The 26,527-nt window shown below is 72.6% G+C and carries 28 protein-coding genes and 1 riboswitch; of the genes, 25 read left to right on the top strand and 3 right to left on the bottom strand.

The features are described 5' to 3' along the window. The first annotated feature begins 2 nt into the window (after positions 1-2). The 17 genes from rplF (at position 3) to truA (ending at position 11,138) form a co-directional block, all read left to right on the top strand. Positions 3-545 carry a 50S ribosomal protein L6 gene (rplF, locus tag D7I43_RS23070; RefSeq protein WP_120330648.1) on the top strand — a complete coding sequence of 181 codons (543 nt, stop codon included), beginning with the start codon at positions 3-5 and terminating at the stop codon, positions 543-545. After that, positions 542-931, top strand: coding sequence for a 50S ribosomal protein L18 (gene rplR, locus D7I43_RS23065; RefSeq protein WP_120330647.1), 390 nt, complete (start codon positions 542-544; stop codon positions 929-931). Before rplF ends, rplR begins: the two co-directional genes overlap by 4 nt. Positions 932-964: 33 nt before the next feature. Beyond that, complete coding sequence (gene rpsE, locus D7I43_RS23060; RefSeq protein WP_120330646.1) at positions 965-1,579, top strand: 30S ribosomal protein S5; 615 nt, start codon at positions 965-967, stop codon at positions 1,577-1,579. Further along, positions 1,579-1,761, top strand: coding sequence for a 50S ribosomal protein L30 (gene rpmD, locus D7I43_RS23055; RefSeq protein WP_120330645.1), 183 nt, complete (start codon positions 1,579-1,581; stop codon positions 1,759-1,761). Before rpsE ends, rpmD begins: the two co-directional genes overlap by 1 nt. Beyond that, positions 1,761-2,204, top strand: coding sequence for a 50S ribosomal protein L15 (gene rplO / locus D7I43_RS23050; RefSeq protein ID WP_120330644.1), 444 nt, complete (start codon positions 1,761-1,763; stop codon positions 2,202-2,204). The genes rpmD and rplO overlap by 1 nt, the downstream gene beginning before the upstream one ends. A gap of 235 nt (positions 2,205-2,439) precedes the next feature. Continuing rightward, positions 2,440-3,768 (top strand): preprotein translocase subunit SecY, encoded by a 1,329-nt coding sequence (gene secY, locus D7I43_RS23045; protein WP_120330643.1) that lies wholly within the window; start codon positions 2,440-2,442, stop codon positions 3,766-3,768. Then, the gene (locus tag D7I43_RS23040) at positions 3,769-4,422 is read left to right on the top strand and encodes an adenylate kinase (protein WP_120330642.1); all 654 of its coding nucleotides are present in this window, start codon (positions 3,769-3,771) and stop codon (positions 4,420-4,422) included. It abuts the gene before it with no gap. An 89-nt stretch (positions 4,423-4,511) separates the two neighbouring features. Then, positions 4,512-5,363, top strand: a complete 852-nt coding sequence (gene map / locus D7I43_RS23035) for a type I methionyl aminopeptidase (protein ID WP_120330641.1) — start codon at positions 4,512-4,514, stop codon at positions 5,361-5,363. A gap of 181 nt (positions 5,364-5,544) precedes the next feature. Further along, positions 5,545-6,036 (top strand): DUF1707 SHOCT-like domain-containing protein, encoded by a 492-nt coding sequence (locus D7I43_RS23030; protein WP_120330640.1) that lies wholly within the window; start codon positions 5,545-5,547, stop codon positions 6,034-6,036. 235 nt (positions 6,037-6,271) lie between these two features. After that, on the top strand, positions 6,272-6,493 hold the full coding sequence (gene infA / locus D7I43_RS23025) for a translation initiation factor IF-1 (RefSeq protein WP_007073013.1): 222 nt from the start codon (positions 6,272-6,274) through the stop codon (positions 6,491-6,493). 92 nt (positions 6,494-6,585) lie between these two features. Beyond that, positions 6,586-6,699 carry a 50S ribosomal protein L36 gene (gene rpmJ, locus D7I43_RS23020; protein ID WP_046567181.1) on the top strand — a complete coding sequence of 38 codons (114 nt, stop codon included), beginning with the start codon at positions 6,586-6,588 and terminating at the stop codon, positions 6,697-6,699. 269 nt (positions 6,700-6,968) lie between these two features. Then, the gene (gene rpsM / locus D7I43_RS23015; protein ID WP_089005226.1) at positions 6,969-7,349 is read left to right on the top strand and encodes a 30S ribosomal protein S13; all 381 of its coding nucleotides are present in this window, start codon (positions 6,969-6,971) and stop codon (positions 7,347-7,349) included. A gap of 118 nt (positions 7,350-7,467) precedes the next feature. Further along, entirely contained in the window at positions 7,468-7,875 is a 408-nt protein-coding gene (rpsK, locus tag D7I43_RS23010) for a 30S ribosomal protein S11 (RefSeq protein ID WP_007073011.1), read from the top strand. Between the two features lie 13 nt (positions 7,876-7,888). Then, entirely contained in the window at positions 7,889-8,515 is a 627-nt protein-coding gene (rpsD, locus tag D7I43_RS23005) for a 30S ribosomal protein S4 (RefSeq protein WP_120330639.1), read from the top strand. Positions 8,516-8,613: 98 nt separating this feature from the next. After that, the gene (locus D7I43_RS23000; protein WP_111134433.1) at positions 8,614-9,636 is read left to right on the top strand and encodes a DNA-directed RNA polymerase subunit alpha; all 1,023 of its coding nucleotides are present in this window, start codon (positions 8,614-8,616) and stop codon (positions 9,634-9,636) included. 34 nt (positions 9,637-9,670) lie between these two features. After that, entirely contained in the window at positions 9,671-10,240 is a 570-nt protein-coding gene (rplQ, locus tag D7I43_RS22995; RefSeq protein ID WP_120330638.1) for a 50S ribosomal protein L17, read from the top strand. A gap of 67 nt (positions 10,241-10,307) precedes the next feature. Next, a complete protein-coding gene (gene truA, locus D7I43_RS22990) occupies positions 10,308-11,138 on the top strand; it encodes a tRNA pseudouridine(38-40) synthase TruA (RefSeq protein WP_120330637.1) in 831 nt (276 codons plus the stop codon). A gap of 82 nt (positions 11,139-11,220) precedes the next feature. Here the strand turns inward: truA and D7I43_RS22985 are convergent, their stop codons facing one another. Next, positions 11,221-12,432 carry a hypothetical protein gene (locus D7I43_RS22985; protein ID WP_120330636.1) on the bottom strand — a complete coding sequence of 404 codons (1,212 nt, stop codon included), beginning with the start codon at positions 12,430-12,432 and terminating at the stop codon, positions 11,221-11,223. A 159-nt stretch (positions 12,433-12,591) separates the two neighbouring features. Here D7I43_RS22985 and D7I43_RS22980 point away from each other — a divergent pair, with 159 nt between their 5' ends. The 4 genes from D7I43_RS22980 to D7I43_RS22965 all read left to right on the top strand — a co-directional run bounded on the left by D7I43_RS22980 (position 12,592) and on the right by D7I43_RS22965 (position 16,832). Then, positions 12,592-13,197 (top strand): class I SAM-dependent methyltransferase, encoded by a 606-nt coding sequence (locus tag D7I43_RS22980; RefSeq protein ID WP_120330635.1) that lies wholly within the window; start codon positions 12,592-12,594, stop codon positions 13,195-13,197. A 157-nt stretch (positions 13,198-13,354) separates the two neighbouring features. Continuing rightward, positions 13,355-15,034, top strand: a complete 1,680-nt coding sequence (locus tag D7I43_RS22975) for an ABC-F family ATP-binding cassette domain-containing protein (RefSeq protein ID WP_120330634.1) — start codon at positions 13,355-13,357, stop codon at positions 15,032-15,034. After that, a complete protein-coding gene (locus D7I43_RS22970) occupies positions 15,019-15,828 on the top strand; it encodes a nucleotidyltransferase domain-containing protein (RefSeq protein WP_240033104.1) in 810 nt (269 codons plus the stop codon). The genes D7I43_RS22975 and D7I43_RS22970 overlap by 16 nt, the downstream gene beginning before the upstream one ends. Positions 15,829-15,887: 59 nt before the next feature. Next, positions 15,888-16,832, top strand: coding sequence for an aldo/keto reductase (locus D7I43_RS22965; RefSeq protein WP_120330632.1), 945 nt, complete (start codon positions 15,888-15,890; stop codon positions 16,830-16,832). Positions 16,833-16,880: 48 nt separating this feature from the next. Here D7I43_RS22965 and D7I43_RS22960 read toward each other — a convergent pair whose 3' ends face one another. Both D7I43_RS22960 and D7I43_RS22955 read right to left on the bottom strand, forming a co-directional pair. Then, entirely contained in the window at positions 16,881-17,417 is a 537-nt protein-coding gene (locus D7I43_RS22960; protein WP_120330631.1) for a hypothetical protein, read from the bottom strand. A 69-nt stretch (positions 17,418-17,486) separates the two neighbouring features. Beyond that, a complete protein-coding gene (locus D7I43_RS22955) occupies positions 17,487-23,357 on the bottom strand; it encodes a ThuA domain-containing protein (RefSeq protein WP_120330630.1) in 5,871 nt (1,956 codons plus the stop codon). A 297-nt stretch (positions 23,358-23,654) separates the two neighbouring features. Continuing rightward, positions 23,655-23,764: riboswitch (TPP riboswitch) on the top strand. Between D7I43_RS22955 and thiE the strand changes: the two genes are divergently transcribed. The 4 genes from thiE to D7I43_RS22935 all read left to right on the top strand — a co-directional run bounded on the left by thiE (position 23,759) and on the right by D7I43_RS22935 (position 26,527). Then, on the top strand, positions 23,759-24,385 hold the full coding sequence (gene thiE, locus D7I43_RS22950) for a thiamine phosphate synthase (RefSeq protein ID WP_120330629.1): 627 nt from the start codon (positions 23,759-23,761) through the stop codon (positions 24,383-24,385). Its footprint overlaps the riboswitch before it by 6 nt. Beyond that, positions 24,382-25,560, top strand: a complete 1,179-nt coding sequence (gene thiO, locus D7I43_RS22945) for a glycine oxidase ThiO (protein WP_420870235.1) — start codon at positions 24,382-24,384, stop codon at positions 25,558-25,560. Before thiE ends, thiO begins: the two co-directional genes overlap by 4 nt. Next, positions 25,551-25,751, top strand: a complete 201-nt coding sequence (gene thiS, locus D7I43_RS22940; protein WP_120330628.1) for a sulfur carrier protein ThiS — start codon at positions 25,551-25,553, stop codon at positions 25,749-25,751. The genes thiO and thiS overlap by 10 nt, the downstream gene beginning before the upstream one ends. Then, entirely contained in the window at positions 25,748-26,527 is a 780-nt protein-coding gene (locus D7I43_RS22935; RefSeq protein WP_120330627.1) for a thiazole synthase, read from the top strand. The genes thiS and D7I43_RS22935 overlap by 4 nt, the downstream gene beginning before the upstream one ends.

Genomic DNA, 26,527 nt, shown 5'->3' with positions numbered 1-26,527 from the left:
AAATGTCGCGTATTGGACGTAAGTCGATCCCGGTGCCAGCCGGCGTCGACATCACGATCGACGGCCGGACCATCAAGGTCAAGGGCCCGAAGGGCGAGCTGTCGCACACCCTGGCCGACCCGATCACCATCGAGCGGGGCGAGGACGGCCAGCTGACCGTCAACCGACCGAACGACGAGCGCAGGTCCAAGGAGCTGCACGGCCTCAGCCGGACCCTGGTCGCCAACATGATCGTCGGCGTCACCGAGGGCTACCGGAAGAGCCTGGAGATCTCCGGCACCGGTTACCGGGTCACCGCCAAGGGCAAGGACCTCGAGTTCGCCCTCGGCTTCTCGCACCCGGTCACGGTGGCCGCGCCGGAGGGCATCACCTTCACGGTGGAGCGTCCGACGCTGTTCCACATCGCCGGCATCGACAAGCAGCAGGTCGGCGAGCTCGCCGCCAACATCCGGAAGATCCGCCCGCCGGAGCCCTACAAGGGCAAGGGCATCAAGTACCAGGGCGAGGTCATCCGCCGCAAGGCTGGAAAGGCAGGTAAGAAGTGACCGCCACGCTGCTCAAGCGCCGCCGCGGCGTCGCCGCCAAGCGCGCCGTCGGGCGTGCGCGTCGGCACTTCCGGGTCCGCAAGCGCGTCAACGGCACGCCCCAGCGCCCGCGCCTGGTCGTCACCCGTTCGCTCCGGCACATCGTCGCCCAGATCGTCGACGACACCCAGGGCCACACCCTGGTGTCGGCGTCGACCATGGAGGCGTCGCTGCGCGGTGCCGAGGGCGACAAGAGCGCCCTCGCCGGCAAGGTGGGCGCGCTGCTCGCCGAGCGGGCCAAGGCCGCCGGCATCTCCAGGGTCGTCTTCGACCGCGGTGGCAACCGGTACGCGGGGCGGGTCGCCGCGCTTGCCGACGCCGCCCGCGAAGCCGGGCTCGAGTTCTAGTAACCCCGTCACGAGAGAGAAGGAAGGCTGCTGATGCCAGGTCAACAGCGCCGTGGCGGCGGGTCCGGTGGCAACGAGGGTGGTCGCCGCGACAACCGCCGTGAGGGCGGCCGCGGAAACGCGCCCGTCGAGAAGACCCCGCACCTCGAGCGGGTCGTCGCGATCAACCGCGTCGCCAAGGTCGTGAAGGGTGGTCGTCGCTTCAGCTTCACCGCCCTGGTGATCGTGGGCGACGGCGACGGCACGGTCGGCGTGGGCTACGGAAAGGCCAAGGAGGTGCCCGCGGCGATCGCCAAGGGTGTCGAGGAGGCCAAGAAGCACTTCTTCAAGGTGCCGCGGATCGGCCAGTCGATCCCGCACCCGGTCCAGGGCGAGGACGCCGCCGGCGTCGTGCTGCTCAAGCCGGCCTCGGCCGGTACGGGTGTCATCGCCGGTGGCCCGGTGCGTGCCGTGCTGGAGTGCGCGGGCATCCACGACGTGCTCTCCAAGAGCCTCGGCTCGTCGAACCCGATCAACATCGTCCACGCCACCGTGGCGGCGTTGAAGTCGCTGGAGTCGCCGGAGGCCGTGGCCGCCCGCCGTGGCCTGCCGGTCGAGGACGTCGCGCCGGCCGGGATGCTGGCGTCGCGGGCGGGGGTGGCTTCCTGATGGCGCGCCTGAAGGTCACCCAGGTCCGGTCCGAGATCGGGACGAAGCAGAACCAGCGTGACTCGCTGCGGTCGCTCGGTCTCAAGCGGATCAACGACGTGGTGGTCAAGGAGGACCGGCCGGAGATCCGCGGCATGATCTTCACCGTGAGCCACCTCGTGAAGGTCGAGGAGGTCGAGTAATGACGATCAAGGTCCACCACCTGCGCCCGGCGCCGGGGGCCAAGACCGCCAAGACCCGGGTGGGTCGCGGTGAGGGCTCCAAGGGCAAGACCGCCGGTCGCGGTACCAAGGGTTCGAAGGCCCGGAAGAACATCTCGGCGGCGTTCGAGGGTGGGCAGATGCCCATCCACATGCGCCTGCCGAAGCTGAAGGGCTTCAAGAACAAGTTCAAGGTGACCTACCAGGTGGTCAACCTGGACCGGCTCGCCGAGCTCTTCCCGAACGGCGGCCAGGTCGGTCCGCTGGAGCTGGCCGAGGCCGGCGCGGTCCGCAAGGGCCAGCCGGTCAAGGTTCTCGGCACCGGGGACCTCGGTGGGGTGACCCTCCAGGTGTCGGCGCACGCGTTCAGCGCGTCGGCCAAGGAGAAGATCACCGCCGCCGGTGGCTCGGTCACCGAGCTGTAAGAGGAGCAGACCCATGGCGCCCGTCCAGTTGTGAGCAACTGGCGGGCGCCATGGTCTACCTGGGACGTGTGCACCCAGTAACATCGGAATCGATTTATGTAGCCGGGCACGTCTGCCCGGACCGGGATCGGGCTGTTAGAGTCCCTTCCCAGCCATGGATATCGGGCACTGGCCCGACGCCCACCCCGACCCGCCAGGGACCCACCGGCGGCCCGCCTCGCGCAGGAGGAAGAAGTTGCTGTCCGCCTTTCTCAGTGCGTTCCGTACGCCTGACCTGCGCAAGAAGCTGCTGTTCACAGTCGGCATCATCGCGATCTACCGGCTCGGCGCCACCCTGCCCAGCCCCGGAGTGTCGTACGGCAACGTCCAGAAGTGCCTCGACACCCTCCAGGGCGACACCACGGGTGTGCTGAACCTGCTCAACCTGTTCTCCGGCGGGGCGCTGCTCCAGCTCTCGGTCTTCGCGCTGGGCATCATGCCCTACATCACCGCGTCGATCATCCTGCAGCTGCTGACCGTGGTGATCCCGCGGCTCGAGCAGCTCCGCAAGGAGGGCCAGGCCGGCCAGGCGAAGATCACGCAGTACACGCGCTACCTGACCCTGGGCCTCGGTGTCCTCCAGGCCTCGGCGTTCGTGGCGCTGGCCCGCTCCGGGCAGCTCTTCCAGAACCGCTGCGACCAGTTCCCGATCATCCCCGAGGGCACGGGCATCCCGGACTGGCTGACCCTCAGCATCCTCGTGATGACGATGACCGCCGGCACCGGCGTGGTCATGTGGCTCGGCGAGCTGATCACCGACCGCGGCGTCGGCAACGGCATGTCCGTCCTGATCTTCACCTCGATCGCCGCCCGCCTCCCCAGCGAGGGCTGGCAGATCAAGACCAGCCAGGGCTGGTGGAAGTTCTTCCTCGTGATCGCCCTGGTGCTGGTCGTCATCACCGCCGTCACGTTCATCGAGCAGGCGCAGCGCCGGATCCCGGTGCAGTACGCCAAGCGCATGATCGGCCGGCGGATGTACGGCGGCACCTCGACCTACATCCCGCTGAAGGTCAACCAGGCGGGTGTCATCCCGGTCATCTTCGGCTCGTCGCTGCTCTACCTGCCGCAGCTCGCCCTGCAGTTCTTCGACCAGACCAACCCGGGCAAGACGCAGGCGTGGATCCAGAACAACCTGGTGGCGCCCGACAGCCCGATCTACATCTCGGTCTACTTCCTGCTGATCATCTTCTTCACGTACTTCTACGTCTCGATCACGTTCAACCCGACCGAGGTCGCGGACAACATGAAGAAGTACGGCGGGTTCGTCCCGGGCATCCGGCCCGGCAAGCCGACCGCCGACTACCTGGACTTCATCCTCAGCCGGATCACCCTTCCGGGCGCGCTCTACCTGGGCATCATCTCGATCCTGCCGAACTTCTTCTTCATCTGGCTGGACAACCAGCAGTACCAGAACTTCCCGTTCGGCGGCACCGCTGTGCTGATCATGGTCGGCGTGGGTCTGGAGACCGTGAAGCAGATCGAGAGCCAACTGATGCAGCGGAACTACGAAGGGTTCCTGCGGTAGATGAGACTCGTCTTGGTTGGCCCGCCGGGCGCGGGCAAGGGCACGCAGGCCGAGTTCATCGCCGCGCACCTCGCGGTGCCGAAGATCTCGACCGGCGACATCTTCCGGTCGAACGTCTCGCAGGGCACCCCGCTGGGCATCGAGGCGAAGCGGTACATGGACGCCGGCGAACTCGTGCCGGACGAGGTCACCATCAACATGGTCCGGGACCGGCTCGCCGAGCCGGACGCCAGCGAGGGGTTCCTGCTCGACGGCTTCCCCCGGACCACGCCGCAGGCCGCCGCACTGGACAAGCTCCTGGCCGACCTGGGCACCGCGCTCGACGTGGTGCTCGAACTGGTGGTCGACGACGACGAGGTGATCCGGCGGCTCTCCGGCCGGCGTACCTGCCGGGGGTGCGGCAAGATCTGGCACGTCGAGTTCGACGCCCCCACCCGTGAGGGCATCTGCGACCGGTGCGGCGCCGAGCTGTTCCAGCGCGACGACGACAAGCCCGAGACGATCGCCACCCGCCTGCGTGAGTACGCCGAGAAGACGGCGCCGCTCGTGGACTACTACGGCGCCCAGGGCAAGCTCGTCGGCATCGACGCCACGGGCCCGGTGGAGGACGTCACGGTCCGCGCCATCGACGCCCTGCGGTCGTACGGCGGCTGAGGTCACGCCGGCTCACCGGCGGATAGAGTGCGCACAGCGGGGTACGTTCGGCGTGCCCCGCTGTGTCGGCAAGGAAAGGTAACGGCTTCATGCGTCGTCCCCAGCTGGACATCCAGCTGAAGACCCCCGAGCAGATCGAGAAGATGCGCGCCGCCGGTCTGGTGGTCGCCGAGGCGCTGCGTCGGATGCGGGAGGCTGTCGCCCCGGGGGTCAGCACGGCCGACCTGGACGCCATCGCCGAGTCGACCATCCGCGAGGCGGGAGCGACCCCGTCGTTCAAGGGCTACCACGGGTACCCGGCGTCGATCTGCTCGTCGGTCAACGAGCAGGTCGTGCACGCGATCCCGGCGCCGACGCAGGTGCTCCGGGAGGGTGACCTCATCTCGATCGACTGCGGTGCGATCCTCGACGGGTGGCACGGCGACGCCGCGATCACCGTCGGGGTCGGTGACGTCGACCCGGCGCTGCTCAAGATGGCCGCGGTGGCCGAGGACGCGATGTGGGCCGGCATCGCCGCGGCGGCCCGCGGGGCGGCCAGCGGCCGTGGGCGGCTCACCGACATCTCCCACGCCGTGGAGGACGCGGTGCGCCGCGCCGGGCGCTACGGGATCGTCGACGGCTACGGCGGGCACGGGATCGGCACCGAGATGCACCAGGACCCGCACGTGCTGAACCACGGGCGGCCGGGCAAGGGTCCCCGCCTGGTGACCGGGATGGCGCTGGCCATCGAGCCGATGATCACCATGGGCTCGCCGCGTACCGCCGAACTGGCCGACGGCTGGACGGTGGTGACCCGTGACGGGTCGGTGGCGGCCCACGTCGAGCACACGATGGCGCTGCTCCCCGACGGGGTGTGGGTGCTGACCGCCGAGGACGGCGGCCGGGCGCGTCTCGGCGACCTGGTCACCGCCCGCCAGCCCGCCGACACCCCGGCCCCCTGACGCCCGCCCTCCTCGCTCGGCCCCGCTCGACCGACGGCGCTGCGCGCCGATCCGCAGACGATCACGCCAGAAGGGCGGGCCGGCGGCGGCACCGGGCGGCCTGCGGCCGCACCGGGACTTCCGGGGCACCTGATGATGGTGTGATCGTGGCACGCTGGCGGGCATGGAGGGGCGGGAGGGGATGCGGGCCGCCGACGCGGACCGTCAGGCGGTGGCCGAACGACTGCGGGCCGCGCTCGACGAGGGCCGGCTGGACCTGCACGAGTACGACGAGCGGCTGCAGCGGGCGTACGCCGCCCGGACGTACGCCGACCTGGACGGCCTGCTCACCGACCTGCCGCCGGTGACGCCTCCGGCCGCGTCGGGGGTGGCCGTGCCCCCGGGCGCGGCGCCGGCGACGCAACCCGCCGCAGCCGGGCCGGCGGCGCAGCCGGCCGGGGCCGGTCCGGCGACCGGCTGGCTCGCGCAGGTGTGGCTGCCGTACCTCCGGGTGGTGCCGATCCTCGTGGGGATCTGGGCCGTCACGTCCCTGATGTCCCGTGACCTGCTCTACTTCTGGCCGGGCTGGGTGGCCGGGCCGTGGGGCGTGGTCCTGCTCGCCCGGACGATCAGCGGCGCCGCCGGCGGGGAGCCGCGGCGGCGGGCGGAGGGGCGGAAGCGGCGCCGCCGGTAGCGGATCGAGCCGGGAAACGTCATCCGTCCGCGGAACCGCTGGTGGCCGGTTTGGCGACGGCGTGCGTGCGGGCGTACACTTTCAGATCGGCGCACAGCGTCCACTCCTGCATGCCCATCCGCGCTTCGATGGGAGCGGGAGCCGCGGCTGGCGCGGGCTACCTGATTTCGATCAGTTCACCCGTGTAAGACGTTGTGGGCCGTCCGGAGCAACCGACGTCAGGACAGCGGAGGACATGCCGAAAAAAGACGGAGCCATCGAGATCGAAGGTCGGGTCATCGAGCCCCTGCCGAACGCCATGTTCCGCGTGGAGCTCGCGAACGGCCACAAGGTGCTGGCTCACATCAGCGGCAAGATGCGGCAGCACTACATCCGCATCCTGCCGGAGGATCGGGTCGTCGTCGAACTCTCGCCGTACGACCTGACCCGCGGGCGCATCGTCTACCGCTACAAGTAAGCCTGACGACGGCCGGGACGTCCCCGTGTCCGTCTTCGACGTCCGAGGTCGCGCGTGGCGCGTCACCGGGCCTGATGGGAAGTAAGGCAACCGTGAAGGTCAAGCCGAGCGTCAAGAGGATCTGCAACAAGTGCCAGGTGATCCGCCGGCACGGCCGGGTCATCGTCATCTGCAGCGACCCGCGCCACAAGCAGCGTCAGGGCTGAACCCCTCGCCCGGCCGCGCAAGCGGCCGGTGAGGACCGGCCCGGGCCGCAGATCCGGACAACACACACACGACACATGCTCGTCCCAGCCGCGAGCGGTACGCGCCAGGCGTACTCCTTCGTGGCCGACCCCCGGTCGGAGGCCGGGGCCCGCTCGGGCAGCGGCCGTCTCCCGGTCGCCGGCGCGGATCGCGCCGGAGTCAGGAGAGGGCCGGAGCGGGGTGGGGGCGGGCCAGACCTCCGCCAACATCACGAGGAGCACGCCCGCACATGGCACGTCTAGTCGGCGTCGACCTCCCCCGCGACAAGCGGATGGAGATCGCGCTCACCTACATCTTCGGCGTGGGCCGTACCCGCGCCCTGGAGACGCTCGCCGCCACCGGCATCTCGCCGGACAAGCGCGCCCGGGACCTCACGGACGAGGAGCTCGTGCAGCTCCGGGACCACATCGAGGCCAACTACAAGGTTGAAGGTGACCTGCGCCGCGAGGTCGCCGCGGACATCCGCCGCAAGGTCGAGATCGGCTGCTACGCCGGTATCCGGCACCGCCGGGGCCTGCCCGTGCGTGGCCAGCGGACGCGTACCAACGCCCGCACCCGCAAGGGCCCGAAGCGGACCGTCGCCGGCAAGAAGAAGCCCGGCAAGAAGTAGTTCCCCACGGAAGTCCGGCTCGTCGCCGTCCAGGTGAGGCGGGCCCCGGCCCGGGGCGTCGCCCGCGGACGGGGGGCCGGAACCCGATCGAGAACCGAAACAGGAGCGCACAAGACTTATGCCACCGAAGGCTCGTGCCGGAGCCGCCGTCAAGAAGGTCCGGCGCAAGGAACGCAAGAACGTCGCCCACGGGCAGGCGCACATCAAGAGCACCTTCAACAACACCATCGTGTCCATCACGGACCCGACCGGTGCGGTCATCTCCTGGGCCTCCGCGGGCCAGGTGGGCTTCAAGGGCTCGCGCAAGTCGACCCCGTTCGCCGCGCAGCTGGCCGCCGAGGCCGCCGCGCGCCGGGCGATGGAGCACGGCATGCGCAAGGTCGACGTGTTCGTCAAGGGCCCCGGCTCCGGCCGGGAGACCGCCATCCGTTCGCTGCAGGCCGTCGGCCTGGAGGTCGGCCAGATCTCCGACGTCACGCCGCAGCCGCACAACGGGTGCCGTCCGCCGAAGCGTCGCCGGGTCTGAGAGGTAGAGAGAGATGGCTCGTTACACCGGTGCTGACTGCCGCCGTTGCCGGCGGGAGAAGATGAAGCTGTTCCTCAAGGGCAGCAAGTGCGACGGCCCGAAGTGCCCGTTCGAGTCCCGGCCGTTCCCGCCCGGGCAGCACGGTCGCGGCCGCACGAAGGAGACGGAGTACCTGCTCCAGCTCCGTGAGAAGCAGAAGGCCCGCCGCGTGTACGGCGTGCTGGAGAAGCAGTTCCGCGGTTACTACGAGGAGGCCGTGGCCAAGCAGGCGAAGACCGGTGAGGTCCTCCTGCAGATCCTCGAGTCGCGGCTGGACAACGTGGTCTACCGGGCCGGCTACGCCAAGTCCCGGGACATGGCCCGTCAGCTGGTCAAGCACGGTCACTTCACGGTGAACGGCAAGAAGGTCGACATCCCGTCGTACCGCGTCAAGGAGCACGACATCATCGAGGTTCGGGCCAAGAGCAAGGAGCTCACCCCGTTCCTGGTGGCCCAGGCCGAGGCGGGCTCGCGCAGCGTCCCGGCGTGGCTGGAGGCCATCCCGAGCCAGATGAAGATCCTCGTGCACTCGCTCCCGAGCCGCCAGGTGATTGACACCCAGGTCCAGGAGCAGCTGATCGTCGAGCTCTACTCCAAGTAAGGGCTCGTTGCGGTGGCCCGCCCTGGCCGGGGCGGGCCACCGGAACAGTTTGTGTCGTGGGCGTCATATGGCGGGCGCCCCGGAAGAGAAGAGAAGACATGCTCATCAGCCAGCGACCGACCCTCTCCGAGGAGTCGATCAACGAGACGCGCTCCCGGTTCACCATCGAGCCGCTGGAGCCGGGCTTCGGCTACACCCTGGGCAACTCGCTGCGGCGTACGCTGCTGTCGTCGATCCCGGGCGCGGCCGTGACCTCGATCAAGATCGACGGTGTGCTGCACGAGTTCACCACGATCCCCGGGGTCAAGGAGGACGTGGTCGAGCTCGTCATGAACATCAAGGAGCTGTGCGTCAGCTCCGAGCACGACGAGCCGGTCAGCATGTACCTGCGCAAGCAGGGCCCGGGCGACGTGACGGCGGGGGACATCCAGCCGCCGGCCGGCGTCTCGGTGCACAACCCGGACCTGAAGCTCGCCACCCTCAACGGCAAGGGCCGGCTCGACATGGAGCTGACCGTCGAGCGGGGCCGGGGCTACGTCACGGCCGCGCAGAACAAGCAGGCCGGCGCCGAGATCGGCCGGATCCCGGTCGACTCGATCTACTCGCCGGTCCTCAAGGTCACCTACCGCGTCGAGGCGACCCGTGTCGAGCAGCGCACCGACTTCGACCGGCTCATCATCGACGTCGAGACCAAGCCGTCGATGGGCCCGCGTACCGCGCTGGCCTCGGCCGGGTCGACGCTGGTGGAGCTCTTCGGGCTGGCCCGCGAGCTGGACGAGACGGCGGAGGGCATCGACATCGGCCCGTCGCCGCAGGACGCCCAGCTGGCGGCCGACCTGGCCCTGCCGATCGAGGAGCTGGACCTGACCGTCCGCTCGTACAACTGCCTCAAGCGCGAGGGCATCAACACCGTTGGTGAGCTCATCGGGCGTACCGAGGCCGACCTCCTCGACATCCGCAACTTCGGTCAGAAGTCGATCGACGAGGTCAAGATGAAGCTCGCCGGGATGGGTCTGGGGCTGAAGGACTCGGCCCCGAACTTCGACCCGGCGCACGTCGTGGACGCCTTCGGCGAGGCCGACTACGACACCGACGACTACCGCGAGACCGAGCAGCTCTAAGTCGCGCTGCCGCCACATCTGAGGAGCACCGAGAATGCCCACGCCCACCAAGGGTCCCCGCCTCGGCGGCAGCCCGGCGCACGAGCGGTTGATGCTGGCCAACCTGGCCACGTCGCTGTTCCAGCACGGCAAGATCCAGACCACCGAGACCAAGGCCCGGCGGCTGCGCCCGCTCGCGGAGCAGCTGATCACCAAGGCCAAGCGCGGTGACCTGGCCTCCCGGCGTCGGGTGCTCGCCGTCGTCAAGGACAAGGACGTGGTCTACACCCTGTTCGACCAGATCGCGCCGCGGTACGCCAACCGCAACGGTGGCTACACCCGGATCGTGAAGACCGGGCCGCGCAAGGGTGACGCCGCGCCGATGGCGATCATCGAGCTGGTCGAGGAGCTTCAGGTCGCCGAGCCGAAGGCGAACAGGAAGACCGCCGCCCGCAAGGCCGCTCAGCAGGACAAGGTCGAGGCGCTCGCGCCCGAGGAGGAGACTCCGCGGTCCGAGTCGTCCGACCAGGACTCCGAGCCGCCGGTCTCGGCGTCCGGCGACACCGCCGAGGCGCGCGAGGACAGCGACCTCGCCACCGAGGAGAACAACGAGAACAAGGCCTGATCTCGGGCTTTGCCGGGCCCGGCACCCCTCGTGGGTGTCGGGCCCGCTTCGTGACGGGAGGTACGGGGTGGACGAGCGCACCCGGCTGCGGCTGGACGTGTCGTACGACGGGACGGACTTCTCCGGCTGGGCACCCCAGCCGGACCGGCGCACGGTCGCCGGGGTGCTCGTCGAGGCGCTCGACCTCCTGCTCGGCGCCGGCTCCGCGACCGGCCTGACCGTGGCGGGCCGCACCGACGCGGGCGTGCACGCCACCGGGCAGGTCTGCCACGTCGACCTGCCGACCGCGCTCTGGCGGGAGCGGGAGGGGAGCCTCCTGCGCCGGCTGTCCCGGCTGCTCCCCGGCGACGTGCGGGTCCGGGCCGTCACCGAGGTGCCGGCGCAGTTCGACGCCCGCTTCTCGGCCACCTTCCGCCGTTACGAGTACCGGGTGACCGACGCCCCGTACGGCGCCGAACCGCTGCGCCGGCACGAGATCCTGGCCTGGCCGCGCCCGCTCGACCTCGACGCGCTCAACGCGGCGGCGGCGGGGCTGGTGGGCGAGCACGACTTCGCGGCGTACTGCCGGCGCAAGGAGAACGCCACCACCCTGCGGGAGGTGACCCGGCTGGACTGGCGCCGCGACCCCGACGGCGTGCTGGTCGCCACCGTCCAGGCCGACGCGTTCTGCCAGGCGATGGTCCGCAGCCTCGTGGGCGCGATGCTGGCCGTCGGCGAGGGCCGTCGCCCGGCCGACTGGCCCGCCGGCCTGCTCCGCCGCCGCGAACGCTCGGGCGAGGTCACCGTGGCGCCCGCGCACGGTCTCACCCTCGTGGCCGTCGGCTACCCGGACGACCCCGCCGAGTACGCCCGCCGCGCCGAACTCACGCGCCGCCTGCGCGTCCCCGCCGAGGCCTGACGCCCGCGGCGGCAGCCCGTACGAACGGCGACGGGTGCGTGCCGCGAGGAGCACGCACCCGCCGGACCGCCGGGGTCTCGGGTCAGTCGCCCGACGGTTCGCTCTCGCCGTCCTGCGCGCCGGTGCTGTCCGACGGCTCGGTGGTGGGCTGGTTCGCGATGCCGCCGTCGGCACGCCGTTCCAGCACCGTCCGGTTGAGGTGCAGCTCGATCGTGTCGAAGAGGATCTCCCGTACGGCCGGGTCGCCGGACTTGATCGTCTCCCCGTCGGTGCGGACGACGAGCGCGTACGCCAGGTAGTGGCCCCGCACCTGCCAGCCCACCCGGGCGGGGGCGGTCGCGATGGCCTCGGTGCCCTCACCGGCCGCGAGGCCGCGGAAGCGTCCCTGCCGCTCGTCGAGCAGCTGCCGGATGCGGTCCCGGACGCGTTCCGCGCTGGCCCGGTCGGTGAGGTTGAACAGGCCGGTGGTGACCAGGTGGTCGCCGTCGGGGCTGCGGAGCGTGCCGCGGACGACCTGGTTGCAGCCGAGCCGGACCAGCAGGTCGGCGACCTCGTCCGTGGCGGCGACCGCGCAGCTGCCGCTGGACTGCGTCTTGAGCACCGCGTAGGCGGGCCGGCCGTCCTCGACCACCAGTTCCTTGCCGGCGAAGATCTCCTTGGCGGTCAGCGGCGCCTGGTCGGTGTCGCGGGAGTCGAGGTGCTCCGCCTCCTCCTGCTCCACCCCGGCGGACGGCTCGGCGCCGGCCTGCTGGCTCGGGCCGGGCTGCGGGTCGGGTGTGCGGTCGACGAGCAGCGCGGCGGCACCGAGGCCGCAGAGCGCGAGCAGCACGAGCACGGCTGCGCCGCCGATCAGGACCTGCCAGAGCCGGCCACCGCCGGAGCGGGGCGCCGGCACGGCCGCGGGCGGCTCGGGCGCCGGCGGCGCCGAGACGTAGACCTGGGAGGTGGGCGGTGGTGGCGGCGCCTCCGCCCGTACGGGCGGCGGAGGGGGAGCCTCGGCCCGTACGGGCGCCGGGGCCTCGGCGCGGACCGGGGGCTCGACCTGTGCCGGGGGTTCGATCTGGGCCGGGGGCTCGACCTGGGCCGGGGGTTCGATCTGGGCCGGGGGCTCGATCTGCGCCGGCTCGGGGTCGGGCGGCAGTGTCCTCCGGGTCGCGCGGGGCAGCGACGGGGTGGGGAAGCGGGACGGGGACGGCCCGGCCGGCGGTGGCGGACCGGCACCGAGCACGGGGTCGGACGCACCCTCCGGGTGGTCCACGAAAGCGTCCTCATCGAACTCGTACCGATACACCATGCCGCCCAGGGTAGGAGTGATTGTCCCTTTAGGTGGGAATAATGGGAAATTGTGGCGTCGGGGGTGTCGGGTCACCCTCACAACGCCTCACCGCGCCGGATCGTGACGGGCACGCGAGCGCCGCCGGCCGCGAAGTGGCCGGGTGCGAGAATTGCCGGCGTGACCGGCGAGCACTACTTCACCGCGGAACCCGCGACCACCGCCCGGCGGCGGGAGGTCGAGTTCACCGTCGCCGGCCGCGACTACACGCTCGCCTCGGCCAGCGGTGTGTTCTCGGCCGACCGGCTCGACCCGGGCACCGCCGTGCTGCTGCGCAAGGCCGAGCTGCCCGCCGCCGGCACGACCGGCGACCTGCTCGACCTCGGCTGCGGCTTCGGCCCGATCAGCTGCGTGCTGGCCAGCACGGCGCCGTCGGCCACCGTCTGGGCCGTCGACGTCAACGAGCGGGCCCGTGAACTCGCGGCCGCCAACGCCGAGCGGATCGGCGCGGGGGACCGGATCCGCGTCCGCGCCCCGGACGACGTGCCGGACGAGGTCCGCTTCGCCCAGCTCTGGTCGAACCCACCCATCCGGATCGGCAAGGACGAGCTGCACGAGCTGCTGCGGCGCTGGCTGCCGCGGCTCGCACCGGACGGCGTCGCCTGGCTGGTCGTCGCGCGCCACCTCGGCGGCGACTCGCTGCACCGCTGGCTCGTCGACGAGGGCTGGCAGGTCGAGCGGCACGCCAGCCAGAAGGGCTACCGCGTCCTGCGCGTCGGTCGGTGACACCGCGTGCCGCCCGCCGGCTCGTGAGTCCTGCGCGTCGGCCGGTGACACCGCGTGCCGCCCGACGGCCGCGGCGTCGCGTGCGCCGCCTCCGCCGGTGGTGGCTCGGCCGGTAATTGGATGTACCGCCGGCCGGGGCCTGAGGCAGGATCCCGGCGTGGGTTACGTGGACGTGGCAGGGGTCGGGCACACCCTGCCCGACGGCCGGGAACTGTTCGCCGACGTGTCGTTCCGGGTCGGCGAGGGCGCCAAGGTGGCACTCGTGGGGCCGAACGGCGCCGGCAAGACCACCCTGCTGCGGATGGTCGCGGGCGACCTGCCGGTGGTGACGGGCACCGTCGCGCGTACCGGCGGGCTCGGCGTCATGCGGCAGTTCATCGGCATGATCGGGGACGAGTCCACCCTCGCCGACCTGGCGCTCTCACTCGCCCCGCCCGCGCTGCGGGCGGCCGGCCGGCGCCTCGCCGAGACCGAGGCGGCCATGCGGGCGGCCGAGGTGCGCGGCAAGTACAGCACCGCCGCGAGCAAGGCGCAGCTGGCGTACGCGGACGCGCTCGTCGCCTGGGGCGAGGTCGGCGGGTACGACGCCGAGGTGCTCTTCGACACGGTGGCCACCATCGTGCTCGACCTTCCCTGGGACGCCGCCCGCGACCGTCCGGTGCGGACACTGTCCGGCGGCCAGCAGAAGCGCTTCGCCCTGGAACTGCTGCTCCGGGGCCCGGACGAGGTGCTGCTGCTCGACGAGCCGGACAACTTCCTCGACGTGCCGGGCAAGCGCTGGCTGGAGGGGCGGCTGCGCGAGTCGGCCAAGTCGGTGCTGTACGTCTCGCACGACCGGGAACTGCTCGCGCAGACCGCCGACCGGGTGGTCGCCGTGGAGGGCGGCAGCGCCTGGGTGCATCCCGGCGGCTTCGCGAGCTGGCACGAGGCGCGGGTGGCCCGCCACGCCCGTCTCGACGAGCTGCGCCGGCGCTGGGACGAGGAGCACCAGAAGCTGCGCGAGCTGGTGCTCATGTACAAGCAGAAGGCCGCGTACAACGACGGGATGGCGTCGCGCTACCAGGCGGCGCAGACCCGGCTGCGCAAGTTCGAGGAGGCCGGGCCGCCGCCCGTACCCCCGAAGGAGCAGGACATCCGGATGCGCCTGACCGGCGGGCGGACCGGCAAGCGCGCGGTGATCTGCGAACAGCTGGAACTCGACGGCCTGACCTACCCGTTCGACCTGGAGATCTGGTACGGCGACCGGGTGGCCGTGCTCGGCGCGAACGGCACCGGCAAGTCGCACTTCCTGCGGCTGCTGGCGCGCGGCGGCACCGATCCCGACCCGGCCAACGGGCCGGTCGACGGCGGGTCGGCGCTGGCGCCCGTGGCACACGACGGGGTGGCCCGGCTCGGCGCCCGGGTGCGCCCGGGGCACTTCTCGCAGACCCACGACCGGCCGGAGCTGGTGGAGCGGACCCTCGTCGAGATCCTCTGGCGCGGCGACGCGCACCGGGCGGGGATGGACCGGCACGCGGCCATGGCGGCGTTGTCCCGGTACGAACTGGCCGGGCAGGGCGACCAGCGGTTCGGCACCCTCTCCGGCGGGCAGCAGGCGCGGTTCCTGGTGCTGCTGCTGGAACTCTCCGGCGCCACGCTGCTGCTCCTCGACGAGCCCACCGACAACCTCGACCTGGCCAGCGCGGAGGCGCTGGAGGCCGGCCTGAACGCGTTCGAGGGCACGGTCGTCGCCGTGACCCACGACCGCTGGTTCACCCGCACCTTCGACCGGTTCGTGCTGTTCCGGGGCGACGGTGAGGTGGTCGAGACCGCGGAGCCGGTGTGGGACGTGAAGTGAACCCGGCCGAGCTGGCCGAACGGCTCTGCGCGGTCGACGGCGTGGTGGCCGTGGCCCTGGGCGGCAGCCGGGCGCGCGGCACCCACCGGCCGGACTCCGACTGGGATCTCGGCCTCTACTACCGGGGCGAACTCGACGTGGCGGGGCTGCGTGCGGTCGCCGCCACGGTCGCCGACCAGGAGACCGAGCTGACGCCGCCCGGCGGCTGGGGGCCGTGGGTCGACGGCGGCGGCTGGCTGCGGGTCGGCGGGACGGCCGTCGACTGGATCTACCGCGACCTCGACCGGGTACGCCGGATCTGGGAAGACTGCCGCGCCGGCCGGTACGAGGTGGGCGTGCAGGCCGGCCACCCGCTCGGCTTCTACTCCCACGCCTACGCGGGTGAGGTGGCCCTGTGCCACGTGCTGGCCGACCCGACCGGCGAGCTGACGGCGCTGCGGGAGGAGACGTCGGCGTACCCGCCGGCGCTCGGTGCCGCGCTGGTCGCCAACGGCTGGGAGGCGGGTTTCCTCGTCGAGGCGGCGGCGAAGGGTGCCGCCTCGGGGGACGCCGCCTACGTCGCGGGCTGCCTCTTCCGCGCGGTCGGGGTGCTCGTCCACGCCCTGCACGGGCGGGCCGGGCGGTGGCTGGTCAACGAGAAGGGCATGGTCGAGTCGGCGGGGCGGCTGCCCGGTTCGCCGCCCGGCTTCGCGTCCCGGGCGCAGGCCCTGCTCGCCGCCGTGGGGCGTACGCCGGACGACCTGGCCGCCACGGTCGACGCCGCCCGCCGGCTCTGCGCCGAGGTGCTCGGCTGAGCGGCGGATCACGCGGATGCGCCGGAGGGCGTGGGCATAGGGTTCATCTCGTGACTGAGATGACCTACCGCCGGCTGGGCGACTCCGGGCTCGTGGTGTCCGTGGTCGGCATCGGCTGCAACAACTTCGGCCGCAAGCTCGATTTCGACGGCACCCGGGCCGTGGTGGACGCCGCGCTGGACGTCGGGATCAACTTCTTCGACACGGCGGACATCTACGGCGATCCGCAGGGCAGCTCGGAGCAGATGCTCGGCGAGGCGCTCAAGGGCCGCCGGGACGACGTCGTGGTGGCCACCAAGTTCGGCATGGACATGCACGGCCTCAACGGTCCGGACTTCGGCGCCCGCGGCGCCCGGCGCTACGTCATGCGGGCCGTGGAGGCGTCCCTGCGTCGGCTCGGCACCGATTACATCGACCTGTACCAGATGCACGAACCCGACCCGGGCACCCCGATCGACGAGACCCTCGCCGCCCTGGACGACCTGGTCCGTTCCGGCAAGGTGCGGTACCTGGGCAACTCGAACTTCTCCGGCTGGCAGATCGCCGACGCCGACTGGGTGGCCTCGTCGAACGGGCGTTCCCGCTTCATCAGCGCCCAGAACCACTACAGCCTGGTGCACCGGGACGTCGAGGCCGAGGTGGTCCCCGCGTGCGAGCGCTTCGGCCTGGGGCTGCTGCCGTTCTTCCCACTGGCCAACGGACTGCTCACCGGGAAGTACCGGCGGGGCGAGGCGCCGCCCGCGGGGAGCCGGCTCGCCGGCGGCGGCCGGTACGCCGAGCGGCTCGCCGCCGCGAACTGGGACGTGATCGAGGCGATCGGCCGGTACGCGGACGAGCGGGGGCTCAGCATGCTCCAGGTGGCCATCGGCGGGCTCGCCGCCCAGCCGGCGGTCACCTCGGTCATCGCCGGGGCGACCACGCCCGAGCAGGTGCGCGCCAACGCCGAGGCGGGCGCGTGGCAGCCCACCGACGAGGACCTGGACGCGCTGCGCGAGATCCTCTGACCACCCGGGCGGTCGGGGTGACCGGTGCACCCCGACCGCACCGGATCGTCAGCCGGGTCGGCGGCGGACCGACACCAGGGCCAGCGCCACCACCGTGGCGGCGAGCAGCAGACCGACCAGGGCGAGCGGCCACCAGCCGGCGCCCGCCCCGCGCCCGGCGGACCGTCCGTCCGTGGGCGCGGTCACCGCGACGGGTGCGGCGGCCGGTGGGGACTGTGCGGCGCGGGCCTGCACCTGGGCGGTGGCCTCGCCCCGGTGCGGGGCCGGTGCGCTGACCGTCACCTGCCAGCGGCCGGGGGAGAGGACCGGGCCGGTGGCGTAGAAGCCCTGGCCCTCCGCGGCCGGTTCGAGCTGGAGCGGGCCGACCCGCTGCCCGTCCGGCCCGGTGGCGGTGAGGACCAGCCGCACCAGCTTGTCCAGCCGGTGCCCGTCGGCGTACGTGGCCTGCACGGTGACGCCGTCGGCGCCGTCGCCGGCCACGGTGAGCTTGAGCTTGCCGGTGTGGGCCGCGGCCGGGGCCGCGGAGAACAGGACGAGGGCCAGCCCGGCGAGCAGAGCGGCCAGGCCCTTCCGGGTACGCGTCACGGACGCCTCCTCACGGGGTGGTGCGGTCCCGTCCCGACGCGGGGTGCCGGGACGGGACCGCACCGGTTGTCAGAGCCGGCGACCCGGCGCGAGCCGGGTGGGGTCGCCCCCGAGCCGGCCCGCGCCGGCCACCGGTTCGCCGTCGTTGGCCCGTACGCCGGCCTTGCTGGCCGTGCCGCCGAGCCGGACGATCATGGCGTCGGCGTCCCGGACCAGGACGTCCCGGATCTCCGCCTCGGCCACCAGGGTGGCGTCGGCGGCGAGCTCCCGGAAGGCGGTGAGCTGCTTGACCGCCTTGTCGTCGTTGCCGGCCGCCTCGGCCTTGCGCGCCGCGTCGAGCTTCGCCTTCAGCTGCTTGTGCGCCGTGGCCGAGAGCCGTCCCGTCGCCTTGAACCGGTCCAGCAGGTTCTGCATGTCGCGGAACGAGGTGGTGACGAAGAAGCGCACCTCCGCCGTGGTCCGGTTGCCGGCCTTGTCGGTGGCCGTGACGGTCAGCTCGTGCAGGCCGAGCGGCAGCTCGTACATGGCCTGCAACGTGCCGCTGGCGTACGGCCGGCCGTCCAGGTCGCCGACCACCGAGGCGATGCCCGAGGTCGGGTCGACGGCCTGCCACGACACCCGCACGTCCTGGCTGTCGCCGTACAGCTGGCCGTCGGCGAGGCCGGAGACCAGCAGCGTCGGCTTCGTGCCGTCGATGCGCAGCACCGCCGACTTGAGCGTCTCGGCGTTGCCCGCCTTGTCGGTGGCCCGGAACAGCAGCTCGTGCTCGCCGTCCCCGCTCACCTCGACCGGTCCGGCGTACGGCGTCCAGGCGCCGCCGTCGAGCGACCACTCGACCGTCTTCACCCCGGAGGCGGCGTCGGTCGAGGTCAGCACGACCGGGACGGTCCCGTCGTGCCAGCCCTCGTCGTTCGCCGGGGCGAACGTCGCCGTGGTGACCGGCGCCGTGGCGTCGATCTTCACGGACACGGTCCGCGTCGGCTCCACGTTGCCCGCCTGGTCGGTCGAGCGGAACCGCAGCTCGTGCTCGCCGTCGCCGCTGACCGGCACCGGCCCGGTGTACGCGGTCCAGGTGTCCGCCCCGTCGAGCTGGTACTCGGTGCCGGCCACGCCGCTGCCGCCGTCCTCGTCGGTGGCGGTGAGGGTGACGGTCACCGGCCCGGTGTGCCACCCCTCGGTCGGGGTGCCCGAGACGCTGGCCTCGGTCACCGGTGCGGTCTTGTCGGCCGCCTCGGTGGTGAGCCGGAAGTAGTCGAACACGGCGGTCTTCGACGCGGTCTGGTTGGCGCCGAGGGTGAACAGACCGACCTTGGGGGTGGCGCCGACCGCGCTGTTGGTGAGCGCCGTCAGCGCCGTCCAGGTCGTCCCGTCCGCCGAGTACGACGCGGTGAACGTGTCACCGCTGCGGGCCAGCCGCAGGTGCCACACCGAGCCGGTCAGGTTCGCGGCCTCGGGTTGCGGGTTCTGCACCGCCCCGCCGATCTCGCTGCGGAACTCGATCCGCCGCGTCACCGGCTGGCCGGGCTGGTTGTCCACGATGTAGTCGAACTTCAGGTAGTTGTCGTCGTCGGCGTGCACCATGAGGCCGGCCTGCTGGTACTGCTCGTTCAGCTGGCTGCCGTCGACCTTCGTCTCCAGGGTCCAGTCGCCGGAGGGCGCGGTCTGGAGGATGAAGTTCGCCGGCCCGGAGTTGCCGGAGCCGTAGATGTCGCCGTTCGGCACGTCGATCCGCAGCGCGCCGCCGGTCACCCGGTAGCCCGTCGGGTCCTCGCGGAGGACGGCGTCCCAGCGGCACTTGTCGAGCGTGTCGCCGGTGAACTCGTCCGACGGGTCGACCGGCTCGGCCGGCTCGTCCGGCGAGACCTGGAACCAGTCGAACGCCGCCTCGACCACCGGAGCGGCCGTGCCGCCGTTGAGCGCGAACAGCCCGACCCGCGGGTTGGCGATGCCGGCGAGCGCGGCGGCCCGGCCGACCGGGGCGAAGGTCTGCCCGTCGGCCGAGACGGCCGCGGTCAGGTTCGTCCCGTCGCTGGTGACCCTCAGGTAGAGGGTGTCACCGGCCGGGGCGGCGACGCTGTCGGCCGCCTCGTTGCGCGGGGTGCCCGCGGTCTCCCGGATGAACTCGACCCGCCGGCCGCCCGAGTGGAGCAGGTCCAGCTTGGCGTAGTTCTCGTCGTCCCCGTACACCAGCAGGCCGGCCTGCTGGTAGTCGGCCGTCACCGGCAGGGTGACCCGGGTGGTCGCCTGCCAGGCCCCGCTCGGCGCGGGCTGGAGCACCAGGTTGGTGGCGTCGTTGCGGCCGCCGTAGAGGTCGCCCACCGCGGTGGGCAGCCGCAGCGCGCCGCCGGAGACCGCGAGCTGCTGGGTCTCGCGGACGACGCTCCAGCGGGCGCGGTCGAGGCTGGTGCCGGTGAAGTCGTCCGAGCGCGCCCCGAAGCAGGACGTGTTCGGGGCCTCCACCCGCACCGGCACGGTGGTGTACGACCGGGCGCCCCGGCTGTCGGTCACCGTGAGCGTCGCCGTGAACGTGCCCGGGCTGGTGTAGGTGTGCTGCGCGTCCAGGGTGTCCGCGCTGCCGCCGTCGCCGAAGTCCCACGCGTACGTCAGCGGGGTGTCCCCCTCGGCGTCGGTGGCCGTGCCGTCGAACGCGACGGTGAGCGGCGCGGTGCCGGTGGTCGGGGTGGCGGTGGCGCTGACCGCCGGCGGTGCGTTCTCGGTGACGCCCCGACCGAGGAAGTCCATCCAGTTGACGTTGAGCAGCGACCCCGCGCCGCCGCCCGGGTCCTTCGCCACGAAGTACAGCGTGCCGGAGGCGGGGCCGGTGACCGGGGCGGTCACGTCCGTGTACGTCTGCCAGGCGCCGGTGCCGGGCACGGTGGCCTGCGCGACCAGCGGCCCGTCGACAGCGCCGGCCCGGACGTCGATGCGGCCGCCGCTGGTGGCCGACGCGACCCGGAACCGGATCGAGGTGATGTTGGTGAGGTCCGCCGGGGTGAGCGACCACCAGTCGCCGTCCTCGATGAACCCGATGTTCTGGCCGCCGCCGGCGGTGTCGCCGGTGGTCTCGCGCTGCACGCCCGGGTCACCGCCGCCGGTGCTGCCCGGCGCCCGGCCGGTGGCCGTGAAGTACTCGGCCTGCTTGCGCTTGGGCTGGAGCTGCTCGATGGCGCGGCCGGTGAGCGGCCCGGCGCCCTCGGCGCCGCCCAGGTCGGTGTAGGTCGCCTCGAAGACGGCGAAGACGTTCGCCTCGGCGCCGTGGCCGGAGGCCAGCGACGTCTGGACGATGCCCGTGCAGCCGGTGTGCTGCTCCAGCGGGTGGGCGTGCTCGTCGTGGCCGAGCAGCACCTGGAGGCGTACCCGGTCGCAGTCGATCTCGCCGTCCTCTGGATCGGTCACCGTCACCGTGTAGCGGACCTGGTCGCCCCAGTCGAAGAAGCCGCCGTCCGGCGGGAACTCGATTTTCACGGTCGGGGCGGTGTTGCCCACGGTGACCGGCACGTTGGCCACCGCCGTACGCCCCTTCGGGTTGGTGACGGTGAGCTGCGCGGTGTACGTCCCGGCTTCGGCGTACGTGTGCGTCGGGTTCGCCTCCGTGGAGGTCTGCCCGTCGCCGAAGGCCCAGGCGTAGGTGAGCGTGCCGCCGTCCGGGTCACGGGAACCGGCGCTGGAGAAGGCGACCGTCAGCGGCGCCGGGCCGGAGGTCGGCTCACCGCTGGCCACCGCGATGGGCGCGCGGTCACCGGCGATGTAGTCGATGCGGTAGACGCCGGAGTTGTCGTTGTTGCCGCCGAAGCCGCTGCCCCACTCGATGAGGTAGAGCGCTCCGTCCGGGCCGAACTCGAAGTCCATCGGCCGGAGCATGGTCATCCCGGTGAGGATCTGGTTGATGTCCACGAGGCTCTTGCCGTCGCCGGTGAGCTGCATCGTGTACATCTTCGACTGGTTCCACTCGCCGAACAGCGCCTTGCCGTCGTAGTACGCCGGCCACTTCCGGTCGGAGTCGAGTTCCGGGTCGTACCGGTAGACCGGGCCGCCCATCGGCGCGCCGCCGCCACCGATCTCCGGGAAGCGGGGGTTGCCGCTGTAGTCGTAGTCGACGGTGGCGGGGATGGCCGGCGGGAGCTGGGTCAGGCCGGTGTTGTTGGGCGAGTCGTTCACGGGCGCCGCGCAGTCGAACTTCGCGCCGCTCGGGCCGGACGGGAACTGGTAGTCGTTGTAGGCGTAGTTCGCCCCGGTGCAGTACGGCCAGCCGTAGTTGCCGGGCGTGGCGACGATGTTCCACTCCACGGTCCCCTCGGGGCCCCGGTTGGGGTTCGCGGCGCTGGCGTCCGGACCGTAGTCGGCGACGTAGAGGGTGTCCGTGGCCGGGTCGATGCCGATCCGGAACGGGTTGCGGAAGCCCATGGCGTAGATCTCCGGCCGGGTCTTCGCGGTGCCCGGGGCGAAGAGGTTGCCCTCCGGCACCGTGTACGTCCCGTCGTCCTCCGGGTGGATCCGCAGCACCTTGCCGCGCAGGTCGTTGGTGTTTCCGGAGGTGCGCTGCGCGTCGTAGTCGGCCCGGCCCGGCCGCTCGTCGATCGGGGTGAACGCGTCCGACTCGAACGGGTTGGTGTTGTCGCCGGTGGCCAGGTAGAGGTTGCCCGCCGAGTCGAAGGCCATGCTCCCGCCGGCGTGGCAGCAGGTGTTGCGCTGCGTGTCGACCCGCAGGACCTGCTTCTCGCTCGCCGGGTCGATGGTGTCACCGGTGACCGTGAAACGGGACAGCAGGTTGCGGGCGATGCCGTCGTTGGGGGCGTAGTAGAGGTAGACCCAGTTGTTCGTGGCGAAGTCCGGGTCGAGCCGGATGCCGATGAGGCCGTCCTCGTTGCCGGTGAAGACGTCCAGGTCGACGGCGGTCACCGTGTTGCCGGTGTCCGGCTTGACGATCTGCACCCGGCCGTCGCGCTCGATGTAGAAGACGCGCCCGTCCGGTGCGACGTCCAGCTCCATCGGGTTGCTGGTGTTGCTGTCGAGGGTGACCTTCTCGAAGCTCGCGGTCAGCGAGGCGCCGCAGTCGGCGTCGGCGACGCCGGCCGCCGTCCGGATGCCGCCGAGCAGGTGGGCCAGGAACTCCGGCTCCGCGTACGACTCCCGGGTGTGCCCGCCGCCGGTGTACCAGGAGCGGCCGCCCTCGAAGTCGTGGCACCAGGCGATCGGGTGGTCGGCGCCCATCGCGCCGGCGCCGGGGGAGTAGCTGGTCTCGTCCAGGCTGGCCAGGACGTGGACGTCGGGGCGCGGGTTGGACTGGTAGTTGTACCACTCGTCGAAGCGCGACCAGCGCTCCGGCAGGTGGGCGGTGGCCGGGTGGGCGTGGTCCTCCACCTTGACCGTGGCCTGCTGGTTCGCCGGGTGGCTGGCGAAGTACGCGCCGACCAGGTCGCCGTACCACGCCCAGCTGTACTCGGTGTCCGAGGCCGCGTGGATGCCGACGTAGCCGCCACCGCCCTGGATGTAGCGCTCGAACGCCGCCTGCTGCTCGCCGTCGAGGACGTCGCCGGTGGTCGAGAGCCAGATCACCGCCTGGTACTTCGCGAGGTTGGCGTCGGTGAACGCGCCGCCGTCCTCGGTGGTGTCGACGGTGAAGCCGTGCTCCGCGCCGAGCGCCTGGATCGCCGCGATGCCGCTGGGGATCGAGTCGTGCCGGAACCCGGCGGTCTTCGAGAAGACCAGGACCGAGAAGGGCTCGTCGGCGGCGGGCGCCGCCTGGGGTAGGGCCTGGGTCACCAGGGTCGCCGCTTCTTGCGCGGCTGCCTGCGGTGCCGGGCCGCCGACCGGTGCGGCCTGCGCGGCTGCCGGTGCCGCCTGCGCGGCGGCCGGGGTGCCGAAGAGGGTGGTGGATGCGAGGGCGAGGGAGAGCAGGGTCGCTGTGACGGGTACGCGGGCACGACGAGTTCGGGACACGCCGCCTCCTGTGTCTCAGTGGACAGGGGATCGCGGGGGCCGGCTCGCCGAAGACCGTCCCGGATGGATCGACGCGGGCGCCGGGCCATGGCGTCCGCACCGAGCATTTATGTCGATTCGCTGAACAAATTAATGCCGGTAGATGCATGTCCGGCAAGATGCCGCCCGGTAACGGTTTCGCAACAGCGGGCGACAATCCGAACAGGACCACATGAAGCGCCCAACCCGGGCGCCCGGGGCGAGGTGTCGGCGAGACCACCTTGGCAGGGCGGCCCGATCTGTCGTACGGTGAGCCCGCAAGTGACCCACGGGAGCCCGGTGTACCGGGCTGAGAGGGGGGCTGGTAGCCCCCGACCGTCGAACCTGATCCGGGTAATGCCGGCGCAGGGAGGAGTGTTGCCGTGCCGTCCCTGGGACGACTGCATCTCATCACCGACACCCGACCCGGGCGCGATCCGCTCGCCGTCGTCCGGGCCGCCCTCCCGGTGGCCCGCGCCGACCTCGTGGCGCAGGTCCGGGTCGAGGACTCCGCCACCGACCGCGAGGCGTACGACCTGGCCCGCCGGGTGGTCGATCTCTGCACGCCGTACGGGGCGACCTGCCTCGTCAACGACCGGTTGCACGTGGCGCTCGCGGTCGGCGCCGCCGGTGGGCACGTCGGCGCGGACGACCTGCCGGTCGACGCCGCACGGCGGGTGCTCGGACCGGCCGCCGTGCTCGGTGCCACGGCCCGGGAACCGGGCGCCGCGGTCGCGGCGGTCGCGGCCGGGGCCGGCTACCTCGGGGTCGGCCCGTGCCGACCGACGGCCACCAAGGAGGGGCTGCCGCCGCCGATCGGAGTGGCGGGTGTGCGGGCCGTGGCGGAGGCCGTCGACGTGCCGGTGGTCGCCATCGGTGGCGTGACCGCGGCCGACGTGCCGGCGCTGCGGGCGGCCGGCGCGTACGGGGTCGCCGTGGTCGGCGCGCTGTCCACGGCGGCCGACCCGGCCCGTGCCACGGCCGAGCTGATCGAGGCGCTGACGTGCTGAGCGCCCGGCCCCCGTCGACCCCTGGCGGTGCGGGCCGGGCGGACGTGGCGGTGGTCGGGGGCGGGCCCATCGGTCTCGCCGTCGCCTGGCGCTGCGCCGCCCGAGGGCTCCGCGTCACCGTGCACGATCCGGCCCCGGGATCGGGGGCCTCGTCCGTGGCCGCCGGGATGCTCTCCCCGGTCGCCGAGGCGTACTTCGGTGAGCGGGAACTGACCGCGCTGCTCGTGGAGTCGGCGCGCCGCTGGCCGGCCTTCGCCGCCGAACTGGCCGAGGCGACCGGCGCGGACCTGGGCTACCGCACCGAGGGCACGCTGATGGTCGGCCTGACGGCGGACGACCTGGCCGAGGCGCGGCGGCTCTGGGCGTACCAGGCCGACCTCGGGCTGCCCGTGACCCCGCTGCGCCCCACCGAGCTGCGCGACCGCGAGCCGGCGCTGGCCACCCGGGTGCGGGGCGGCGCGCTCGCCGCCACCGATCACCAGGTCGACCCGCGGCTGCTGGTGCCCGCGCTGCGCACCGCCGCCGAGCGTGCCGGCGCCGTGCTCGTGCCCGGGGCGGTCCGTCGGCTGTCCGACGTGGACGCCGTGGTCACCGTGGTGGCGGCCGGCTGCGGCGCGGCCGCCCTCACCGGGCTGCCGGTCCGTCCCGTGAAGGGGCAGGTGCTCCGGCTCCGCGCGCCCGGCGGGGCACCGCCGGGCTTCCGGCACGTCGTCCGGGGGTACGCCGACGGCGAGTCCGTCTACCTGGTGCCCCGCGACAGCGGCGAGGTGGTCGTGGGCGCCACGGTCGAGGAGCGCCGGGACACCGACGTGTCCGCCGGGGCGGTGCTCCGCCTGCTGCGCGCCGCCGTCGAACTCGTCCCCGAACTGGCCGAGTACGACCTGGTCGAGACGGCCGCCGGGCTGCGGCCGGGCACACCCGACAACGCGCCGATCCTCGGCCCGCTGCCCGGCCGACCGGGCGTGCTGGCGGCCACCGGGCACCACCGGCACGGCATCGTGCTCACCCCCGTCACCGCCGACCTGATCGCCGACCTCGTGACCACCGGCGTACCGGATCCGCTGCTCGGCCCGTTCCGGCCGGACCGGTTCGAGGCCGGCGACGCCGACGCCCCCGGCCCGACGCCCCCGGCGTCCCAGGGGTCGACACCGAGCAAGGAGGACCCGTGGAACTGACGGTCAACGGCACCGGCCGGACGGTGCCCACCGGAGCGACGGTGGCGGATCTGGTCCGCACGGTCACCGCGCAGCAGCGCGGGCTGGCGGTCGCGGTCAACGGCGAGGTGGTGCCACGGACCGGCTGGCCCGCCATGGTGCTGCACGACGGCGACCGGGTCGAGGTGCTCAGCGCCGCGCAGGGCGGGTGAGCGCCGTGACCTTCCAGCTCGGCGGGGAGACGTTCACCTCGCGGCTCATCCTCGGCACCGGCGGCGCCGCGAACCTCGACGTGCTCGAACGGGCGATCCGCGCGTCCGGCACCGAACTCGTCACCGTGGCGCTGCGCCGGGTGGACACCGCGCCCGGCACCGGCGGCGGGCTGCTGGATCTGCTCGACCGGTGCGGCGTACGGCTGCTGCCCAACACGGCGGGCTGCCGGACGGCCGTGGAGGCGGTGAAGGTCGCCCGGCTGGCGCGGGACGCGTTCGACACCGACTGGGTCAAGCTGGAGGTGATCGGCGACGAGCGCACGCTCCTCCCCGACGGCGTGGAACTGCTGCGCGCCGCCGAGGAACTCGTCGCCGACGGGTTCACCGTCCTGCCGTACACCAGTGACGACCCGGTGCTCGCCCGGCGCCTCGCGGACGCCGGCTGCGCCGCCGTGATGCCGGCGGGCGCGCCGATCGGGTCGGGGCTGGGCGTCGGCAACCCGCACCACATCCGGTTGATCCGGCAGTCCGTGGACGTGCCGGTGATCCTGGACGCCGGAATCGGCACCGCCTCGGACGCCGCGCTGGCCATGGAACTCGGCTGTGACGCGGTGCTGCTCGCCAGCGCGGTCACCCGGGCGGCGGACCCGGTCGCCATGGCCACGGCCATGCGGTACGCGGTCGAGGCCGGCCGGCTCGCCGCCGGCGCGGGCCGCATCCCCCGCCGCCACCACGCCCTCGCCTCCACCCCGGACGAGGGAAGGCCGGACCTGTGA

The sequence above is a fragment of the Micromonospora globbae genome (assembly GCF_003610785.1).
GTDB lineage: Bacteria > Actinomycetota > Actinomycetes > Mycobacteriales > Micromonosporaceae > Micromonospora > Micromonospora globbae.
Note: the sequence above shows the minus strand (reverse complement) of the source record. Positions and strands in the feature narration are given on the sequence as shown.

Excerpts from the sequence above, each read along its gene's own strand:
- rplF (WP_120330648.1), top strand. The coding sequence starts at position 3 with ATGTCGCGTATTGGACGTAAGTCGATCCCGGTGCCAGCCGGCGTCGAC.
- rpsE (WP_120330646.1), top strand. The coding sequence starts at position 965 with ATGCCAGGTCAACAGCGCCGTGGCGGCGGGTCCGGTGGCAACGAGGGT.
- rpmD (WP_120330645.1), top strand. The coding sequence starts at position 1,579 with ATGGCGCGCCTGAAGGTCACCCAGGTCCGGTCCGAGATCGGGACGAAG.
- rplO (WP_120330644.1), top strand. The coding sequence starts at position 1,761 with ATGACGATCAAGGTCCACCACCTGCGCCCGGCGCCGGGGGCCAAGACC.
- D7I43_RS23040 (WP_120330642.1), top strand. The coding sequence starts at position 3,769 with ATGAGACTCGTCTTGGTTGGCCCGCCGGGCGCGGGCAAGGGCACGCAG.
- map (WP_120330641.1), top strand. The coding sequence starts at position 4,512 with ATGCGTCGTCCCCAGCTGGACATCCAGCTGAAGACCCCCGAGCAGATC.
- D7I43_RS23030 (WP_120330640.1), top strand. The coding sequence starts at position 5,545 with ATGCGGGCCGCCGACGCGGACCGTCAGGCGGTGGCCGAACGACTGCGG.
- infA (WP_007073013.1), top strand. The coding sequence starts at position 6,272 with ATGCCGAAAAAAGACGGAGCCATCGAGATCGAAGGTCGGGTCATCGAG.
- rpsM (WP_089005226.1), top strand. The coding sequence starts at position 6,969 with ATGGCACGTCTAGTCGGCGTCGACCTCCCCCGCGACAAGCGGATGGAG.
- rpsK (WP_007073011.1), top strand. The coding sequence starts at position 7,468 with ATGCCACCGAAGGCTCGTGCCGGAGCCGCCGTCAAGAAGGTCCGGCGC.
- rpsD (WP_120330639.1), top strand. The coding sequence starts at position 7,889 with ATGGCTCGTTACACCGGTGCTGACTGCCGCCGTTGCCGGCGGGAGAAG.
- D7I43_RS23000 (WP_111134433.1), top strand. The coding sequence starts at position 8,614 with ATGCTCATCAGCCAGCGACCGACCCTCTCCGAGGAGTCGATCAACGAG.
- rplQ (WP_120330638.1), top strand. The coding sequence starts at position 9,671 with ATGCCCACGCCCACCAAGGGTCCCCGCCTCGGCGGCAGCCCGGCGCAC.
- D7I43_RS22985 (WP_120330636.1), bottom strand. The coding sequence starts at position 12,432 with ATGGTGTATCGGTACGAGTTCGATGAGGACGCTTTCGTGGACCACCCG.
- D7I43_RS22965 (WP_120330632.1), top strand. The coding sequence starts at position 15,888 with ATGACCTACCGCCGGCTGGGCGACTCCGGGCTCGTGGTGTCCGTGGTC.